General features: G+C 40.7%; 16 protein-coding genes. 7 read left to right on the forward strand and 9 right to left on the reverse strand.

Translation table 11 applies throughout. The features are described from left to right. Window positions 1-1,084: 1,084 nt before the first annotated feature. From IPO83_11160 to IPO83_11190, 7 genes are all read right to left on the reverse strand, one after another. Entirely contained in the window at window positions 1,085-1,615 is a 531-nt protein-coding gene (locus tag IPO83_11160; GenBank protein MBK9731824.1) for a lipocalin-like domain-containing protein, read from the reverse strand. A 196-nt stretch (window positions 1,616-1,811) separates the two neighbouring features. Then, window positions 1,812-3,812, reverse strand: coding sequence for a T9SS type A sorting domain-containing protein (locus IPO83_11165; protein ID MBK9731825.1), 2,001 nt, complete (start codon window positions 3,810-3,812; stop codon window positions 1,812-1,814). A gap of 286 nt (window positions 3,813-4,098) precedes the next feature. Then, the gene (locus IPO83_11170; protein MBK9731826.1) at window positions 4,099-5,052 is read right to left on the reverse strand and encodes a sulfatase; all 954 of its coding nucleotides are present in this window, start codon (window positions 5,050-5,052) and stop codon (window positions 4,099-4,101) included. A gap of 270 nt (window positions 5,053-5,322) precedes the next feature. Then, entirely contained in the window at window positions 5,323-6,348 is a 1,026-nt protein-coding gene (locus IPO83_11175; GenBank protein MBK9731827.1) for a class I SAM-dependent methyltransferase, read from the reverse strand. A gap of 124 nt (window positions 6,349-6,472) precedes the next feature. Next, window positions 6,473-8,023 carry an Rne/Rng family ribonuclease gene (locus tag IPO83_11180; protein MBK9731828.1) on the reverse strand — a complete coding sequence of 517 codons (1,551 nt, stop codon included), beginning with the start codon at window positions 8,021-8,023 and terminating at the stop codon, window positions 6,473-6,475. A 555-nt stretch (window positions 8,024-8,578) separates the two neighbouring features. Then, a complete protein-coding gene (locus IPO83_11185; GenBank protein MBK9731829.1) occupies window positions 8,579-9,430 on the reverse strand; it encodes a tetratricopeptide repeat protein in 852 nt (283 codons plus the stop codon). Between the two features lie 6 nt (window positions 9,431-9,436). Next, complete coding sequence (locus IPO83_11190) at window positions 9,437-9,730, reverse strand: integration host factor subunit beta (GenBank protein MBK9731830.1); 294 nt, start codon at window positions 9,728-9,730, stop codon at window positions 9,437-9,439. A 455-nt stretch (window positions 9,731-10,185) separates the two neighbouring features. Between IPO83_11190 and IPO83_11195 the strand changes: the two genes are divergently transcribed. From IPO83_11195 to IPO83_11225, 7 genes are all read left to right on the forward strand, one after another. Further along, complete coding sequence (locus IPO83_11195; protein ID MBK9731831.1) at window positions 10,186-10,605, forward strand: SRPBCC domain-containing protein; 420 nt, start codon at window positions 10,186-10,188, stop codon at window positions 10,603-10,605. Between the two features lie 319 nt (window positions 10,606-10,924). Beyond that, window positions 10,925-12,472 (forward strand): T9SS type A sorting domain-containing protein, encoded by a 1,548-nt coding sequence (locus tag IPO83_11200; GenBank protein ID MBK9731832.1) that lies wholly within the window; start codon window positions 10,925-10,927, stop codon window positions 12,470-12,472. A gap of 259 nt (window positions 12,473-12,731) precedes the next feature. Further along, complete coding sequence (gene mutY / locus IPO83_11205) at window positions 12,732-13,790, forward strand: A/G-specific adenine glycosylase (GenBank protein MBK9731833.1); 1,059 nt, start codon at window positions 12,732-12,734, stop codon at window positions 13,788-13,790. Between the two features lie 258 nt (window positions 13,791-14,048). Beyond that, window positions 14,049-14,462: a single-stranded DNA-binding protein gene (locus IPO83_11210; protein ID MBK9731834.1), complete on the forward strand. Its 414-nt coding sequence runs from the start codon at window positions 14,049-14,051 to the stop codon at window positions 14,460-14,462. 44 nt (window positions 14,463-14,506) lie between these two features. Further along, window positions 14,507-15,847 carry a gliding motility-associated protein GldE gene (gene gldE / locus IPO83_11215; GenBank protein ID MBK9731835.1) on the forward strand — a complete coding sequence of 447 codons (1,341 nt, stop codon included), beginning with the start codon at window positions 14,507-14,509 and terminating at the stop codon, window positions 15,845-15,847. Next, the gene (gene gldD / locus IPO83_11220; protein MBK9731836.1) at window positions 15,844-16,497 is read left to right on the forward strand and encodes a gliding motility lipoprotein GldD; all 654 of its coding nucleotides are present in this window, start codon (window positions 15,844-15,846) and stop codon (window positions 16,495-16,497) included. Before gldE ends, gldD begins: the two co-directional genes overlap by 4 nt. 254 nt (window positions 16,498-16,751) lie before the next feature. Further along, window positions 16,752-17,645, forward strand: coding sequence for a hypothetical protein (locus IPO83_11225; GenBank protein ID MBK9731837.1), 894 nt, complete (start codon window positions 16,752-16,754; stop codon window positions 17,643-17,645). 20 nt (window positions 17,646-17,665) lie between these two features. Here IPO83_11225 and IPO83_11230 read toward each other — a convergent pair whose 3' ends face one another. Together IPO83_11230 and IPO83_11235 are read right to left on the reverse strand one after the other, a co-directional pair. Then, window positions 17,666-18,055 carry a VOC family protein gene (locus tag IPO83_11230; protein ID MBK9731838.1) on the reverse strand — a complete coding sequence of 130 codons (390 nt, stop codon included), beginning with the start codon at window positions 18,053-18,055 and terminating at the stop codon, window positions 17,666-17,668. Window positions 18,056-18,107: 52 nt separating this feature from the next. Beyond that, the gene (locus IPO83_11235; protein MBK9731839.1) at window positions 18,108-18,671 is read right to left on the reverse strand and encodes a CPBP family intramembrane metalloprotease; all 564 of its coding nucleotides are present in this window, start codon (window positions 18,669-18,671) and stop codon (window positions 18,108-18,110) included. Window positions 18,672-18,730: the final 59 nt, after the last annotated feature.

The raw sequence follows: 18,730 nt of genomic DNA on the forward strand, positions 1-18,730 counted from the left end.
CCCTATTGAATAGGAATAATAGTAAACAGAGGTTGCTTCGTTGAGCTTTGGATCAGGGAGATAACCAATTTCTTCCCGGTAGGCCCTCCAGGTTGCCATTTCATTTTCCGGAATTATTACTTCTGCAAAAGCATTATTGGCTTTTCTCAATTCTATCACCCATGCCTTTACTATTGGATTGTTGTTATAAAAGACTTCAATAATTCCTGTTATGCCATAATCAGAATAATAATAGCTGACAATGGATTCTTTTGCATTGTTGTTAATAATAATTTCTGTGTTGCGGAGGTCGGCAAATCCAAGTGCTTTCAATGCTGTAAACAAGGTTTCACTAATGCCAGCCAACTCTTCAGGCTTCCTCATTGCCATTGCAACCGACCTTACTCTTTCAAGTGCTGTTTCAATCCTTGCTTCTTTGGCCTGCGCCTCGGCAAGTGCAATATCAATGTAACGCTGATACGATAAACTGAAAACGTTCCTAAACCGTTTCAACACTTCAAGCTTTTCATCTATAACAGGGCTAAAAGCGGAAATCCCAATAGCACCTTTTCCGATTGAATAAAAATAATAGTAGAGTGCAGTGCTTTTGTTTATTCTCGGATCATCCTTTTCTCCGATTCTTTTCCTGAATTTTTTCCACTCTTTTAAATCATTGCCTGAAAAAATTGTTTCTGAAAATGCATCGTCAGCGCTTCTTATCTGACTTACCTGGTTTTCAATAACAGGATGTATGTTGTAAGCTAAATGATTGATGCTTTTTCCAATTGCATCGGAATAATCATAATTCACAAATGTTTTATCGGCATCATTATGAATGTTAATCATCGAATTTCTCAATTCAATAAATCCCAGTGCCTGCAGTTCCATAAACAACACTTCGCAAATATTCAGAAGGTCGTCAGGTTGCTTCATGCTCATTGCAACAACGGTTACTTTATCCAATGCTGCTTCTATCTCTAGTTCACGGTTCTTCTTTTCTAACTCAAGTGTTGTTTCATGTAACTTCTTTTCGAGCAAATCGATTTTCTTTTCCCATTTTTCAATAGGTGAGTTATCTTCTTCAGGTTGTTTCTTCATACCACGGTTACTTTTGTTTGATCCACTTTAACCTTCTGTTGGCATCTAAAACTTTGAGTATTAAAGTGTCACCATCAAATGTAAATTGCCTTTTCACATTGGTATTCCAGGCAGATGGAATGCTATGCGATAAACGATGGTGCTCGACAATACCAGCACTGTCATTGATTGTATAGTTCGCCACGTACACATAGTTGGATGAAAATTCTTCCACTGCAGCTTTAAGTGCTGCAACAGGCATGCTGTCAATTTTTTGATGCAATAATTTTTTATTGATTGTTTCTTCTTCTGTCAGCCAACCAAAATCTTTGTAACCGTTGGGAGTGATCTGAACAGCCATGTGTCCTTTGCCATCATAAACAATGTATCCCGTTCCTCCGCTTGCCCATTCCTGTTCATGCCAGGCTCCCGTTGAATCCAGGTTTTCGATGATGTGCAATTTATACATGCCTGCCAGTTCGTTGAGGTTACTGTCAGGTAAATGGGTTGAGCAGGCAGACCAAAGAGTCACCATTACTGCTAAGGCAAAAAGTTTCATTTCGATCGGTTTATACGACGCATGAGAAGTGCATCACAAAGTAATAAACTGTGAGCAGATTGCGCTGTATGCTGTTTAGGAGCGCGGAACATCATTCCGCATTTCCAGGCAAAGAAATTCAGTGCTTAACTCATTATACTACCTATAAAAAACGGCAGCGAGTGCTGCCGTTTTAATTTAAACCTGCATGCTGCAATTATTGCTTTATGAATTTTGCGCTCATTCTTTGATTGTCATTTGTTACTATTAATATCAAATAATTTCCGCTAGCTAAGTCTGTAACATTAATTATTTGCATTGGCTCCGTTAATTGGGTTGCCTTTGCCATTCTTCCGTACAAATCGTAGATCAGGCAGGTTAAAGGTAACTGCATACTGTTAACGGAAATATTCAATTCATTGGTAACCGGATTCGGATAAACTTCAAAACTGTTGCCCGACATCGTGGTAGCCATTTTATTCAGACTTGTTGTGAAACTCACGCTACTCGAAAAATCAGAGCTGATAGTTGGGTTGTTGCTGCAAATGGTTTTCACCTTCCAATTGTAGGTTGTGTTTGCAGAAAGACCGGTAAACTGAATGAAATTATTTGTAACAGTTGTGGTGATCCACGGATTGTTTCCGGTAAGCTTGTAACTCACTTTATATTTCAGAGCACCACTTACCGCATTCCAGTTAAACGTAGCAGCGGTTGTCGTAATATTTGTTGTCGTTAATCCATCAGGCATAAGACAAGGTGCAGGATTGACAGTTATAAATGCAGTTTTAGTAATTGTACTGGAACCTACTGCATTAATTGAAGTTAAGGTAACATCATACGTTCCCGCTGTATTATACTGAACAGAAGGATTTTGAATAATTGATGTTGACGGTGTTCCTCCATTGAAGGTCCATGACCATGCTGTTGGAATGTTGGTGCTCAGGTCGGTGAAGTTTACTGTTCCGCCTGCAAATATGTTGGTTGCGCTTGCACTGAAATCCGCCACCGGGCTCAATGTGCCAAGTAAATCAATCCTTTTTGTGGAGACAGGAATAGGATAGCCGTAAGCAATGTAACCACCGGCGAAATAACCTTTGTTGCCACAGGTTAATGCTTTAATACTATTTCTTCCCAATGATAAATAATCAAACGTCCAGGTTGCAGTTGCAGGATCATAAATCTGTATCAGATTTGAATAGGTAGCTGTTGCCGTAATGTAACCACCTGCAAAATATATTTTGTCGTTGATCACGCTCATCGAATATCCTGATAAGGCAGTAGGCATGTAGATCGTGCTCCATGAGTTGGCGACAGTATTGTAGATATCAACTTCATTTTCCGCAGGATCATAAGCGCCACCCGCAAAGTAAGCATTGGTTCCAATCACAACTGATTTCATGCTGTAGCGCGCTGTGGGCAGATTGGAAGTTGTCCAGCTATCTGCAGAAGCATCGTATATGTCAACATTTTTAACTGCGCCGCCCAAATTACCACCTGTTCCTCCGGCAAAAATTATTTTGCTGGCAATAACGGCTACTGCTATGTTTTCTCTTTTTAATGAAAGTGTAGTTTTTGTCCACAGGCCCGTTGAAACATCATAAATGTCAACAGTATTTGAACTGATGGTGTTGTAACTCATGTCCCAAAACCAACCGCCTGCAAAAACAATTTTATTTCCGCTTGCGCCAACAGCAATATTCGAACGTGCCTTCGAAAGTTTTCCTGATGTTCTTACACCAGTGTTAACATCAAATATGTCGGCTGTGCTGTACATGTAAACTGGTCCGGAAATATCTGACCGGCCTGTTCCACCGGCAAAAACAATTTTATCACCTGCTGCTCCGGCACCACCCACTTCACGGTTTTTTGTCAAAAACAAAGTAGACCATGTATTGGTGGTTGCATTGTATACATCCACATTTTTGGAGTATTGAGGATCAGCAAAGTTTCCATATTTACCGCCCCCTAAATAAACTTTTTCTCCAAAACTTACTACCCTAACCTGTGGCCTTGAAATAGATAAAAGTCCGCTTGTATGAATATTTGTGGTTGCATCAAATATATCCCAGTTTCCGCCATTCGTAAAAACTGCCTTGTTTAATGTAGCAGCGCTATATGGATAGACTCCTGCTGTGCTTAGCGAATCAATCGACCATTGCGCGCTTGCTGAAATAGCCATCATCATGATAATGACTACTCCTGAAATTTTGCTTTTCATTGTAGTAGATTTTAGTTTGTTTTAATTTTATAGGATATCAAAATTAAACTGTGCAGCGCAGGAGGAATATGACTGATGTCATTCTCAATTTGAGGCACCATCATTTACATTAACAGCAATTTCAATTGCTTCTTATAGCAATGCATGAGTTTATTTCTGACTATACAACTTGCTGAATAAATGAGGTAAATAGGTTAGTGTTTTTTTGCGTGCTGGTTTTATAGCGTCTGGCTGATAGCTTTAAGGAAGGTTGTCATCGAAATATGCCCGACAATAAAAAATTGCATTATTTTTTTAACGCGGTTTCAATCACCTTGCCTTCACTATAAATATTATTAACAGAGAGTAAATAGCTGATAGTAGCATTAAGATCACGCAAGGTGAACGTGTCGGCTATTATTTGATTGGTATTAAAATCAGGTCCTGTTGCAAGCAAGGATATATGTCTGCATCCTTCGCATGAGTCGCCATGACTTATAAACCCGTTCAACCAACCATCCTTATGTCGGCCATGATCATTGGTGATAATCAGATCTGTCTCCTCTTTATAAAAAGAATCCTGCTGGAGAAACGCATCAATGTTTTTTACATATTGATCTGTTTGATGAATGCCATTGATATATCCATTCCAGTTGTTCAAATGAGCGCTTGCATCCGGTTCTTTAAACTGTATCAATACCAGGTGCGGGTGATATTGCTGAAGAATTTCCAGCGCATGAATAAGAGTTGTCGTGTCATCCCGATATCCTGTTCCGGGGCCTGCAATACCACAGTCTGTTGAAGGGTTGTACTGCTGATGAAAGGAAGAATCGTTACAGTCAGCAAGCGCTGCCAGTTTATCTTTTGATGTAATAATCCATGCATCTGTTGCTGCTGTATTGTATTGCTTCCTCCAGTATTGAAAGAAGGACGGAAATGCAGGAAGTTGTAATCCGGTGTTATCAATCGATTCATTTACACCGGTCACAATCTGATCGTGACCGGGAAGTGTGTAGGTGATACCATCATTATAAAATCCTGTGAAAAGCACACCTCTTGATTGCAGCGTGCCGGATTGATAAGGAATATATTGTCTGGATGAATCTCCCCACGTTTCAGAATAGCGTGGGCCGTCGATTATCACGATGATAATTTTCCTTTCCGGAGATTGCGGGTCAGAAACGTCATAGGTACAACCGCTCACTGAAATCACCAGTGAAATGATTAATAGAATAAAAAAATAGTCCTGATTTGTGTTCATCCTGCAGTTTTCGAACCTAAAACTGTGGAATATTCTTGTGGAGTAGTACAATTTTGGGATAAAGTTATTCCTGTCTCTTATAACAAGGTTACAAATTCCCGATCTGTGCCATAGCGATCTCCGGTGTTCGCGTGGAGATCGTTATGAACAGCGATTTAAGACAAGCTTACTTTTGAAGCAGAATTCTCAGTGGCAGGAAAATCATTTATTCAACCAAGCCCATCTTATTCAGATAGTATCTGAAGAATTAATTGACCCGATATTCACCACTTACTTTTTTTGAAAAACCAATCTAGCATGATCCATGATTTCGCGTTCAAAGCAAACGCGGTTAGGGCGGATTCTTAATACATCTAATTGGTAACGGAATTCCTTGTCCTTAATATATTTTGGGATCAACGACAGGTACCACATGTATTTTCCCCACTGAAACTTGTAGAATAGTTTGGTCCATTCGCGGTTCGTTTTAACATAATCAAGACGGCCGCTGTTATAAAAAACCTTATCCATATAGGGTTGAGCGCAACGTATGATGTGCTCATGCCCGTAAGCAAGCCACGAATCGGGATTATGTTTGGTAAGTAATGCAAGAATGTATGCATTGGAATCTTTCGGGGCATTGATATCGAATTGATCATATGGCAACATGTTTTTGCTGAACACCATTGCCTGCATGTAAAACCGTCCACCTGGTTTTAAGAGGTTTGCTACGTTGTGGAAGTAATCATCATACACCTTGTCCTGATTTCCATCAAGGTAATCCTTTACAGAAGCCACATGTTCGAAACTTCCGAAGGCGGTAACGGCATCAAATAGTCCGAAATCTTCAGGCTTCACAGCGCGAGCATCCTTCAGATAAACTTCCAAACCATTTTTACGGCAGGAAGCATCCTGTCCTTCAGAAAGATTAACGCCAATGGCTTTACAACCAATATTTTTTTTCAGCCACATCAGCCAGCCACCCCAACCGCAGCCAAGGTCAAGCACCTTGCTGTCCTTAGTGATCCGAAGCTGCTCTGTTACCATCCTGTATTTTTTCTCCTGTGCCTGGTCAAGGGTTAATGAATAATCTCCATCATAAAAAGCATTGCTGAAATGGGCATTTTCACCGAGGCTGTAACGGATAAATTTGTCGAGGTTAGTGTACGTAAAATTCATTTCCTTCGACTTGTCCCATTGCTGTCCTTCAGTAGCACTCTTACTGTTGCCACGCCATTTTCCATCTGCTGGTTTAACAGTGGTTGCCTGGTTTGCTCCGGCTACAGGATTTGCGATTTCTTCTGATATTCTACTCATCTTTATTTATAGTTTTGTTTTTCAAGCGGTAAGATACACACAGTTTGTCAAAATTATATTTTCAATTAGTTGATCATATCAGCTAAACGAACCGGAATTATTAATTCCTAATTCTCCATTCCCCTCACCCCATCAAAATCTCTTCTCCCTGCTTATCATAAAAATGATATTCCATAATGCTGATACTGTCGCTGGAATCGAGGTTGATCCATTGACGGTATTTGAAAAACCATTTCATTCGGATCGAAGGTAAACCTTGTCTGATAAATGCTTCGAGATAAGGATGTACAAGCAGAGTGATTTTTTTCTGATTGTTTTTCGTAATCAGGTGATCAATGTTTTTTTGAATATCATCCATCACTAAAATAGAAGGGCCAATTTTTCCGGTACCGCCACAGGCCGGACAGTTTTCATCTGTTACAATCGTAACCTGAGGTTTTACTCTTTGACGTGTGATTTGGAGAATGCCAAAACGACTTAACGGAAGTATAGTATGACGGGCTTTGTCAAGCTTCATCATGTCCGTCATCTTTTTATTCAGCAACCGTTTATTCTCCGGACTTCTTACATCAATAAAATCGATCACAATTATTCCTCCTATATCGCGCAAGCGGAGCTGCCGTGCTATTTCTTCTGCGGCTTCCATATTCACCGTCATGGCATTGGCTTCCTGCGTGTCGTCGCCCGACATTTTGTGGCCGCTGTTTACATCAATCACATGCAACGCTTCTGTATGCTCAATGATGAGGTAAGCGCCGCTGTTCAGGTTAACCGTTTTCCCGAAGGCAACCTTGATCTGTTTGGTGATATCATACTGATCATAAATGGGAGTGCGTCCGGTATATAGTTGAACAATATTTTCTTTTTCAGGAGCAATACGGCCAATGTAATTTCTTATTTCCTGGAACATCTCTTTCGAATTCACCATGATCCGGTTGAAAGAGGGATTCAGCATATCTCGCAGCAGTGTGGAGGTTTTATTCATCTCACTCATCACTTTCTTGGGAGCCTCCACTGCCTTGAGTTCAGCGGTCAGTTGTTTCCACTTTTCAGTAAGATGGGTAATGTCTTCATGAAGTTCCTGCACCGATTTGCCTTCCGCAAGTGTGCGCACGATGACACCGAAATTTTTCGGCCTGATGCTTTCCATCAAACGGCTCAACCTTTTTCTTTCTTCCGGCGAATTGATTTTTTTAGAAATGCTGATGGAATTGATAAAAGGAATAAGCACGATAAAACGGCCCGGCAATGAAATGTCACACGACAACCGGTGCCCTTTGGTGGAGATGGGTTCTTTGGTAATCTGAACCAATAGCGGAACACGTTTGGAAATGGTATTGGCAATCTTTCCGGTCTTTTGTGTTTCCGGTTCCAGCTTGAAATCATTCAGGTCGGGTGGCATCACTCCATCAAAAGCGAACTTGGTAAATTTCTGCGCAGACCTTATTTGGGGTCCGAGGTCGGAATAATGAAGAAACCCATTCTTGGGCTGACCGATATCCACAAAGGCAGCATTCAGACCCGGCAGTATTTTTCCCACCTTGGCCAGAATAATGTCACCAATCGCAATGTTCTGGTTTAGTTTCTCCTGGTGAAGTTCCACCAGCACTTTATCTTCCAGCAACGCAATCTCTACTCCGTTTGTACCGGAGTCAATAATTAATTCCCTGTTCACGACACCACAATTTACAAGTGATTCCCTTGCGGGAAATGTGCCATGCAGGATCTCAAAAAGAAATCAGCATATCCTGTCAGTGCGTGATAGCCGGTCGACAGGAAAATGGTTGGATGTGGACTACATCGCTCAATCAAAAAGGACTGCATACAGGACATGCCCGATATGTCAACCTTTTCACAGACATTCAATGTTGTCTGAGCTTCGCAGTGCACCTAAAGCGGATGGAAAATTCCGGAAACGACTCATCTGCACCTGACATTTACTTCACCAAATGAAGTATCTAAAGGATGTGATAACAGAATAAAAGTGTCGTGTGCCGGGAAAATCTTATCGGAAGAGCTGCCAGGAGATGCATTTAAAAAAATCCGGAGATTTCAGCAGTTGGGTATCTGGTTGAAATCCCGGCAAGTGGCAATTACTCTTCCTGCAAAAAAACTGCAGCGAAGAAATTTAGCGTGACTTCTTCTTATGACGGTTTTTACGCAAACGTTTTTTCCGCTTGTGGGTAGCCATTTTATGTCTTTTTCTCTTCTTACCTGATGGCATTGTTTATTAATTTTTGATTTGGTTAATATATGAATCGATCTGGGCGCGAAAGTCGTCATCTTTTACGAGCGATTTGCACTTTTCCAGTGTTTTTACAGCATCTTCTTTTCTTCCGAGGGCGCGATAGGCTTCCGCTAAATGAAAGTAGGCCTCTGCATTGTCCGGGTCTATCTCTATCAGGTGCTCTAATCGTGTAACAGCCTTGTCATACTGGCCCGAAACAACGGCCAATCTACCCAGAATAAGGTTCATATCCTTGTTGTCGGGATCTTTCTTCTCTACGCCTTTCAATAGAGTAACGCCCTGCATGATTTGTCCTTGTCCGTCAACATAGCATATTGCTTCCCGAACAGGATATTCCATATTCGAAGAATCCAGTTTACGCAGTTGCTCATAACACTTGATGGCTTCCTGCACGGCATACATTTTTACGATTGAATCAGCAGCCGTTGGAAAACCCATGAAAAAACGGTCGGCGGCTTCTTCCCAGGTTTTTATGTCATTGTTAATTGCAGCAGCTTCTGCATAATATTTGGCTGCTACAATTATATTTCCTGTTTTGGTCCAGTCTTCACCAAGATTTTGAAGCATGGAGGCTTTTGCTACTTCGCCACGTGTTTTTTCAAGATTCAACTCCACCATGGCAATTGAGTCACGTTGCTTATCAGAAAGGGTTAAACGGGCTTTATCAAGAATAGCGTTGAAATCAATAGATACTGCTCCTTCTCCCGCCATCGCTTGCATAGCGCCCGGCATAACAGGTTCAGGCTTCTTTGGTGATTTTGTAACCCCGAAGACATAGAGTACTGCCACAAGCGCAACACCAACCACCAGCAAAATGACTTGTTGAATTCTCAAAGCAGATTATTTTTTGGCCGTATTGGCTCCTTTTACCTTGTCCATAAATGTTTTGGCCGGTTTAAAGGCAGGAATAAAATGCTCCGGAATGATGATGGCTTCGTTTTTCTTGATATTACGGCCGATCTTCTGACGACGTTTTTTCACAATAAAACTTCCGAATCCTCTTACATAAATGTTTTCGCCTTGCTTCAGCGATTCTTTAATTTCCTTGAAAAATGACTCCAGCGTTACCAATACATCAACTTTGGCAATGCCGGTTTTATCTGAAATTTTTGTAATCAAATCGGCTTTTCTCATGGAGTAATTTGATTTATAACTGACTAACTATTAATCGTTTTGGTAAAATGTTAAGGGCGCAAATTTCGGAAAAAAATCCGAAAGGGGAAGTTTAAGTTGAATTTTAAGTGTGAGAGGGTGATTTTTTTGGGATTTGATGTGGTTTAGGCACAGTCTCGTCAACTTAATGATGATTCATAAAAGTATATCGGATATCGATTAACGATTTTTGATGCTAGAAAGGTAACTGACCTTGATAGTTAGTCATTACGGATAGTCGGGCTTTCAAATGACCTGCGAACCAAACCTTGAAAAGGTTTTTGATTTTGTTACGATGACCCTCTTATAGAACTTCAATGACTTTGATGACCGATGGAAAATCTTGCTGCTCCTTCTGGTAGGTTGAAATCAAAAATTTCCCCTCCCTTCTGTCCAATCCGAACCTTTACATTCGTCTAACCAATAAATCCAACGTCATGTCAAAAACCATCACCCAAAAAGTCGTTTTCAAAAACACCACAACTAAGTACCTTTATGAACTTTATATGGATGCAAAAAAACATACTGCATCGACCGGTTATCCTACACAGATTTCAGATAAGGAAGGAGCCAAATTTTCGGCAAGCGGCGATTACATTACCGGGAAAAACCTGGTACTCATAAAAGATAAAATGATCGTACAGACCTGGCGTGCCTCAGAGTGGGAATCAAAGGAAATGGATTCAATTTTCATGCTCACCTTCGAACAAAGTGGTAAAGATGCGATTCTGAATATGGTGCATGCCAATCTTCCTGATAAGCATGCCGACAGTATTAAAAAAGGATGGACTACTTATTATTGGAATCCATGGAAAGCGTTCCTTTCAGGAAAGCAGGTAAATCGGCAAGCCATGTAGCATTGGTGCTGATAAGAAAACGTAGAGCTGCTTACTCAGCACAGATTTATTGTTAAGTCGTACTGCAAGTAGAATGATCAGGTAATTTGAGCTTAACATCAATTAACCGGAGCGATGAGGAGTTTTTTCCACTGATAAACTGTAATAGCCATCTCAAAAAGCTAAAAGAGCAGGACGTATCAATTTGGAGATGGCTTCTAGTTGTATTTATCGCTTTTCTGCGTCGATCCGAAGATTTGTATATATGCATCAGAAAGGTATATTTGTATAGGTGATCTTTTATCATTCCACTTCAATCTTTTAAACTAATACTCCTGTTATGAAAAAAAATCTTGTCGTAATCATTAGCTTTTTAAGCGCCTTCTTTTCCAATGGCGTATACGCTCAACCTACTCCAATAACATTACTTGGTTCGTTCAACCCTGCAGAAACAGGCTCCTTGTGCGGAATTGGTTATGATCCCGGCGCTGCAAGAGTATGGGTTTACAGTTGTTCATCAACCAACATTTATTCTTACACTCCGGCAGGTGTATTATCAACTTTTTTTGCAAAACCAGGTGAAAACGCAAATGATGTAGATGTCGAGATGGCGCCTGCTCAGCTCACTTTAAAAAATATCACTGTTCCGGAAGGGCAATTGCTTTTTGTTAATGGGGAAAGTGGTGTAGCTGATATTTATGCAGTAGATAATGTTACAGGAACAGTTACCCAAACATTGAATACGGCTTTTGGCAGCAGTCACGTAGTAGGCGGTGCTTATCATCCTCTACGTCACACCTTTTTTATGGTGCAGGACAATGTTCCAAGTGCCTCACTTGAAAACATGATTGCAGAAGTTGATCCGATAACCGGTGCCGTACTGCAGACATTCCAGATCACCAGTAATTTCAGTGTTTCCTTTGGCGACCTTGAAGTGGGCGCTAACGGCAATTTATTTGTGGTAAGCAGCATCGAAGACAGCATGGCGGAGTTCACTCCACTTGGTGCATATGTAAAGAGACATGCATTGCCTATTGGTGTAACATCCCTGAGCGGTATTGCAATAGATTGTGTTGCAGGTGAAGCGTGGGTTTCAAGCACTAACGGCACTGTATATCATCTCGGACAAATGCCGGGCGGCAGCACCTTATCACCTGTAATTACTGCAGGTGGGCCCACCACCTTTTGTAAAGGTGGTTCCGTGACCCTTTCAGTAAATGCGCCCGGAGCAGTAAGTTATGCCTGGAAGAAGGGTTCCAATTTTGTCGCCGGTGCAACTGACCAAACGTATGAAGCCGATAAATCAGGCAGCTTTTCCTGCCTCGTTTCGAATGCTTGTGAATCAGTTTTGTCTAATAAAATTTCTGTTACTGCCAATCCGAAACCAGAGGTTGATTTTACGCAGGCTGCCTGCTCAGGTGGTTCAGTATTGCTCACCAGAACCGGCACGCCGACAACAGGAGTAACTTACAAATGGAAACTTAATAACGATAATATCGGAGGAGCAACTAACGCAACCTACGCGGCAACTACATCAGGTTCGTACAAGGTAGAAGTAAAAATTACAGCCACCGGTTGTAAGAAAGTTTCCCCAAGCCAGACGGTAACAATAAATTGCAAAATGGGAGATCCAGGAATTAGCTTTACTGCAGAAGCCTATCCAAATCCGTTTACAAATAAAGTGACGATAAAGACAGGAGGCAATTTACAGCAACCGTTAAATGCAAAACTGACTGACTATTGCGGAAGATTGATTCGCGAATACAAGTCGCTTGATCCTGCAACTTTGCTGGAGATCAATGAACCACTGCTGCCTGGTGTTTACTTTGTGCAATTGAATGCAGGGTATGAAGTTGTGAAGACATTAAAAATTGTAAGAACGGAATAATGATTCCTTTCACAATATTTGAAATTGAAGAGCTGCTTTATCAAGCGGCTCTTTTTTTCGTTGCATACCAAATTGTCGATTGATGGTTGGAAAAAAATAAATCCGGAATGACGGTTCCCTTTAGCGACAATTTGATATGCAACCCTTTTTTAGCGAAGCTGGATTTTTCAAATAAAAAATCCGGGGGAATTTTAATGCGTCATTAACAGGCAAAAGAAGTTGTTGAACTCTTCCCCAATTTTGTGCTTCTTGCACAGCGATGAATAATTCCTTCACTACAAAATTATTGAAATGGCATTCAGCCAATCCACGCAGCATGCCATGGAAAAATACGCGCGACCCGTATAAAATATGGTTGTCTGAAATTATTCTGCAGCAAACACGCGTGGAGCAAGGACTTCCATATTATGAACGCATCACTAAAAAATTCCCAACTGTAAATCACCTGGCAAATGCTTCTGAAGATGAAGTGCTGAAGTTTTGGGAAGGATTGGGCTATTACACGCGGGCACGCAATCTCCATGCGGCATCGAAGCAGGTGGTAAATGATTTTGGTGGAAAGTTTCCGGATACGCATGAAGAAATTTTGAAGCTGAAAGGAGTGGGGCCTTATTCTGCTGCCGCTATTGCATCCTTTGCATTCGACTTGCCGCATGCTGTAGTGGACGGGAATGTATTTCGGCTGCTTGCCAGATATTTCGGCATCAGCGAAGCAGTGGATTCCACCAAAGGAAAAAGAACATTTGCTGAACTGGCGCAAAAGCTACTCGATAAAAAACATCCTGCAGATTACAACCAGGCTATCATGAATTTCGGCGCATTGGTTTGCAAGCCGGCCAATCCTGCATGCAGCTCCTGCATCTTTAAAAAGGAATGTGTTGCTTTTACAAAAAATGCAGTGTTTGATTTTCCTGTTAAGGAAAAAAAAGTAATGGTACGAAACAGGTGGTTTAATTTTTTAGTGCTGGAAAATGAGGTGGAGATCATTATTGAAAGGCGAAATGAGAAAGATATCTGGAAAGGACTGTATCAGTTTCCGGTAAGTGAAACAACTGCTTATCAATCGGAAACTGAGTTTTTGAAATCATGGAAGGAGTCTTCGTTCTTTTCAGGAAAAAAAATAACTGTAAAAGGAATTTCAAAAGTGATGGAGCATAAGCTGACGCATCAAACTATTTATGCGCAGTTTTTCAGAATAGAATTATGTAAACCTCAAAAGCGATTACCAAAAGGTTGGTTGAAAGTGAAGAAGTCAAGCCTGGCAGAAATCGGTTTTCCGGTTTTAATCAGTAACTATCTGAAAGGCAATTTAGCGTAAAGATGGAAGATGCAATATTAAAAGCATTGCTGTCTTTTTTTAATCGCCATGCAAATGGGTAGCGTATCAAATGCAACAATAACGTGAAAAAGAAACCCGATTTCTTTGCAGGGTCGGCCTATTTGCATGAAAATAATGACATCAACGGCATGTCATTTTTACTTAGTAATCAAAACCTGGAATTTTTTTTCTACCACCGAATTAAAAAAATACTATTTTAGCTCTGTATTTATTTTTTAACCCAAAATTTTTATTCTTATGAGAGGCGTTAACAAAGTTATCCTCGTTGGGAATCTTGGAAAAGATCCCGAAGTAAATCACCTCGAAGGTGGACTTACCGTTGCAAAGTTTTCATTGGCTACCACAGAAGCCTACAATGACAAAAGTGGTAACCGTGTAGAACAAACCGAATGGCACAACATTGTGTGCTGGCGGAAACTTGCTGAAGTTGCAGAGAAGTACCTGAAGAAAGGCAGTGCCATTTATCTGGAAGGGAAAATCAAATCCAGCAGCTACACTGACAAGGAAAACATCAAGCGGTATCGCACCGATATCGTGGCCGACTCTTTCACCATGCTCGATCGCAAACCGGATGGCGGAAGTGGTGGTACGAATGATGTAACGGTGAATGAAACTGCTGATGTAACAGTCGCAGATGACCTTCCCTTCTAAAGTTGTCTGACTAAAGCAAAACTCATTTGGATCAATCTGGTAGTGTGGCAATTTCGGAACTGTTGATGGTGCCATTGGTACTTATTCAATCGTTTCCTGTAGAAGTTTCTTTATTTTCTTTTTCTACTTTATTGCTGCTGTTTATCTCCTTCCTGATTTCAGGCGGAGAGCATGCCTTGTTCTCCCTTACTTCCAGTGAGTTGGCTGATTTAGAGAAGAAGAGTCCCCGCACATTCCGGCACATTCAACACCTGATGGCGCGTCCGCGTCACTTGCTGGTGCTCGTAAAAATGTTGCAGATGGTGATCAATGTTACCGTGCTTTTTATCGCGGTAAAAATCGGCATCCATCTTTTCGGGGGCTCTTCTTTTTCATGGCTTGAATACCTGCTTGAAATACTGGCGCTCATTTTTTTGCTCTTAGTCTGCCAGGAAATTCTCCCTAAATTTTTTGGTGGCAAGAATAACATCATGTGGTCAAAAACAATGGGTACGCCGCTGCTTTTACTCAGCCGTCTCTTATTTCCATTCACTGAATTTATTATTGAATCATCTTATTTTATTGAGAAAAGGTTTGCACGTGAAAATGAAGGACTCGAAGAAGAGGTAATGGAAAAACCGGAAGAGCAGTTAGTGGAAGAATCCACAGGTCATGATGATGGTATTCCCATTTTGCAGGGTATCTTGAAATTCAGAACCATTGTGGTAAGGCAAATCATGAAGTCGAGGATTGATATGGTTTGTGTGGATGAAAAAACCGCTTTCGAACAGTTGCTCAAAACAGTTCGTGACGTCGGTTATTCACGAATTCCGGTCTATCGTGAAAGCCTTGACCATATCATTGGTATTTTATACACGAAGGATCTGCTCACATTTTTACAGGAACCGGCTAATCAGAACTGGCACCAACTCATACGCGAACCCTATTTTGTTCCGGAAGGAAAAAAAATCTCTGAATTATTAGTGGAGCTGCAAAGCAATCAACGGCACCTGGTGATGGTGATTGATGAGTACGGCCGAACTGCAGGCCTGGTGACGCTGGAAGATATCGTAGAAGAAATCATCGGCGACATTCGTGATGAAACAGATGAGAAAATAGAATTGGATTTCACAAAGGTGGATGAAAACAATTTCATTTTCGAAGCCAAAACGCCTATCAATGATTTCTGCAAGCTGATGAATTTGCCGGAAGATTTTTTTGATGAAGTAAAAAGCGATACCGACTCATTGGGCGGATTGATACTTGAAATACGTGGCACTATTCCACAACCGAATGAAACGGTGGAATACGAAAATTTCCTGTTCACCGTTTTGTCGGTCGAAAACTACCGCATCAACAAGGTGAAGGTGACAAGAATGGAAAGCAAGTCTGAAGAATCCTCATGATTATATCCCGCCAACAACGGGATAAAACCCGTTTTTCTACAACGTTGAATTCTTGCATAATTCCTGTCTGTTGTTTTTTGCTGTCCTGCTTGTTTGTATTTGGTTGTGGCACTTCTTATACTCCAAAACCACGTGGCTATTTTAAAATCATCCTGCCCGACAGAGGTTATCAGCATTTCGACAATGGTGCCTGTCCGTTTACTTTTGAATACCCAACATATGGTGTCATCAACCGCGATACTGTCTTTCTCGATACTGTCCCGGACAATCCATGTTGGTTTAATATCACCTTTCCATCACTGAATGGAAATTTGTATATGAGCTATAAAGAAATCAATGGAAAAAAAATGCTGCAGGAGTTGGTGGAAGATGCGCATCAACTTACTTTCAAGCACACGATTAAAGCCGATTATATTGATGAAAACTATGTGGAGACGCCCAACCACGTGTATGGAATTTATTATGAAGTGGGTGGCAATGCAGCATCAGCCGTTCAGTTTTTTGTGACCGATAGCAACAAGCATTTTCTGCGTGGTTCTCTTTATTTCTACAATACACCCAATGCGGATTCCATTGCACCGGTGGTTAATTTTATTAAGCCGGATATTATTGAGTTGATTAAAACATTGAAGTGGAAGGAGGCAAGCTGAATTACTTTCGGTCCCGCTATAGTTCTAACTAATAACGGATGAACAAATTATACCTGATGGATGCGGGAGTTCATAAAATTTATTTTCACGCAACGAGGTAAAGCTCGCAAAGTTGATACGCCTGGTTTTTCTGTGCGAGCTTTGCGTCTTCACGTGACTGAATTAACAAACCACCTCTAGAAAGTACATTTGATCAGCATCGATTTTGAACGCATCATGTTAATATCCTTTTCCTTTGTTTTAAATAAATTCCCTTGAAATATCTTCCATTTAAAATTCTAATTGTTTTATTGTTAATGGCAAGCATGGCAAAAGGTCAACCAAAACCTTTTCTCCAATTTTCATCCATCACTGCGGGACTTCAACTTTGGGCACCTTCAGAATCAGCTTCTTTAAATAAAATTAAACTGCTTGCGAAGGATGAAAATGATTTCACAGCCATTGACCTCAGTGAATATCATGAGGGATTTGTTACCATCAATGGAAGCAGTAAAACCGGTGTGCCATTTATACTTCCGGATGATAAAGTAAATACTGCCGGAGCTTTAAAGTCTATGCGATTTTTCAGTCAGCTTGGATTTGTTCCTTACAGCAAAAAGAAAGGACAGTATCTTAATAACCGTGAACTGTTGTTTGGACTATACTATCAACCGTATGTTTATCACAATACCAATTTCATGAATCGTGACACGATATTGCTGGATTCAATTATTGGCAACTATGTTTATTATACTGAATGGTCACCTGTAGTAGGACTCACTGCCGATTATATTTTTAAAACCGATCCTTCAAAAAGGTTCGGTGCCTACTTTGGAGCAGGTGCTGCAATCGGCACTGCTGTTCATCCTTCCATAATTGAAAATTATGGCATCTTTTCACAAACCATTGCATCAGATACTTTTTCAAATGGTATCAGTACGGTACAATATTTCGAATCCGTAACAGATACAAAGAATGATATTCCTGCCGCAACTTCCCTGTTAATGGAATTGAGGTTTCCGTTTGGTGGTTCAATTCGTTTTGCAGAACAATTCAGCATTGTAGCAAACATTGAAGGCAAACTGAGTAAGCAGATTTACCTGAATGGCGCATCATTTGAAACAAGGTTCGGCATTGCAGGAACAGTAGGGGTGAAGTTTCAGCTTTAGATTTTAGTGTTGTTCCTCCATCATAATTTTTCATCAATAGGTTCCCACAACTCAATCTTATTTCCTTCCGGATCCATGATCCAGCCAAATTTTCCGTATTCAAACACCTGCATTTCACCAACAATCTCCACACCTTCTTCCTTCAAAGCTTTCAGCAATTCTTCAAGATTTTCAACACGGTAGTTGAACATGAAAGGTTTTGTGCTGGGCTCGAAATAAGCGCTCTCTTTTTTGAAAGCACTCCACGAAGTGCTTCCTTTTTTTTCCGGATTATCAGCATCGCGCCACCAGAAAATGGAACCGCCCCAATCATTCATCTGCATGCCGAGGTGTTTTTCATACCATTGTTTTTGTTCACCGGCGTCTTCACACTTAAAGAATACGCCACCAATTCCTGTAACTCTTTTCATAGTGCTTGTTTTGGTTTATCGTGAGTAAATTATGGGTTGAAATTTTTTTCAACTATAAAATGAATTGTTCGAGTGTTGCAACCACGTTGCCGGTCATGTGCATTGCCATTGGTGTAAGCAATGATCTTGTATGGTATTTTGCGTAAGCATATAAAGTAGCATCCGCAAAACTCTGCACTACTCCAATATTCGACTGCATGGTATTTTCGTAAGTGAAGTTATGCGCAAGCACAAACAATGCTGCCTGCAATAAAATTGCTGCGTGCCGGTTCATCTTTAATTTTTCAAGGCGAAAAAGAATCAAGCCTCTGAAAAAAAGCTCTTCGGCTATTGGCGCCAGGATCACCATGCCGGTGATCCTGATTAAGGATGGTAATAAAGTATGGTGCCAATGTGGTACTGATAACAGGCCGAAATCGTAAAGAGTTAACTCCGTTATTAAAATGAAAAGCAGAAAGGAAAAATACCAAACTGCGAAACGACTCCATGAATTTGGCTTTTGCAGATAAATATCGTTCGCATTGAATCGTTTCAATCGTAAGAAAATGTAAATCACCAGCATCAGGATTATAAATGGACTAATCCTTATCAGTGCGGATAGTATTTCTTCGTTCATGCTTTGTTAGTTATATTTTACCTGTTTAGTTTGAATGCCGGATGATGTTTGCAGAGGAA

This window comes from Chitinophagaceae bacterium (assembly GCA_016717285.1).
Taxonomy (GTDB): domain Bacteria; phylum Bacteroidota; class Bacteroidia; order Chitinophagales; family UBA10324; genus JACCZZ01.

What these genes read in the sequence shown, in the direction of transcription:
- IPO83_11160 (MBK9731824.1), bottom strand. Translation starts at nt 1,615, where the DNA reads ATGAAACTTTTTGCCTTAGCAGTAATGGTGACTCTTTGGTCTGCCTGC.
- IPO83_11165 (MBK9731825.1), bottom strand. Translation starts at nt 3,812, where the DNA reads ATGAAAAGCAAAATTTCAGGAGTAGTCATTATCATGATGATGGCTATT.
- IPO83_11170 (MBK9731826.1), bottom strand. Translation starts at nt 5,052, where the DNA reads ATGAACACAAATCAGGACTATTTTTTTATTCTATTAATCATTTCACTG.
- IPO83_11175 (MBK9731827.1), bottom strand. Translation starts at nt 6,348, where the DNA reads ATGAGTAGAATATCAGAAGAAATCGCAAATCCTGTAGCCGGAGCAAAC.
- IPO83_11190 (MBK9731830.1), bottom strand. Translation starts at nt 9,730, where the DNA reads ATGAGAAAAGCCGATTTGATTACAAAAATTTCAGATAAAACCGGCATT.
- IPO83_11195 (MBK9731831.1), top strand. Translation starts at nt 10,186, where the DNA reads ATGTCAAAAACCATCACCCAAAAAGTCGTTTTCAAAAACACCACAACT.
- IPO83_11200 (MBK9731832.1), top strand. Translation starts at nt 10,925, where the DNA reads ATGAAAAAAAATCTTGTCGTAATCATTAGCTTTTTAAGCGCCTTCTTT.
- mutY (MBK9731833.1), top strand. Translation starts at nt 12,732, where the DNA reads ATGAATAATTCCTTCACTACAAAATTATTGAAATGGCATTCAGCCAAT.
- IPO83_11210 (MBK9731834.1), top strand. Translation starts at nt 14,049, where the DNA reads ATGAGAGGCGTTAACAAAGTTATCCTCGTTGGGAATCTTGGAAAAGAT.
- gldD (MBK9731836.1), top strand. Translation starts at nt 15,844, where the DNA reads ATGATTATATCCCGCCAACAACGGGATAAAACCCGTTTTTCTACAACG.
- IPO83_11230 (MBK9731838.1), bottom strand. Translation starts at nt 18,055, where the DNA reads ATGAAAAGAGTTACAGGAATTGGTGGCGTATTCTTTAAGTGTGAAGAC.
- IPO83_11235 (MBK9731839.1), bottom strand. Translation starts at nt 18,671, where the DNA reads ATGAACGAAGAAATACTATCCGCACTGATAAGGATTAGTCCATTTATA.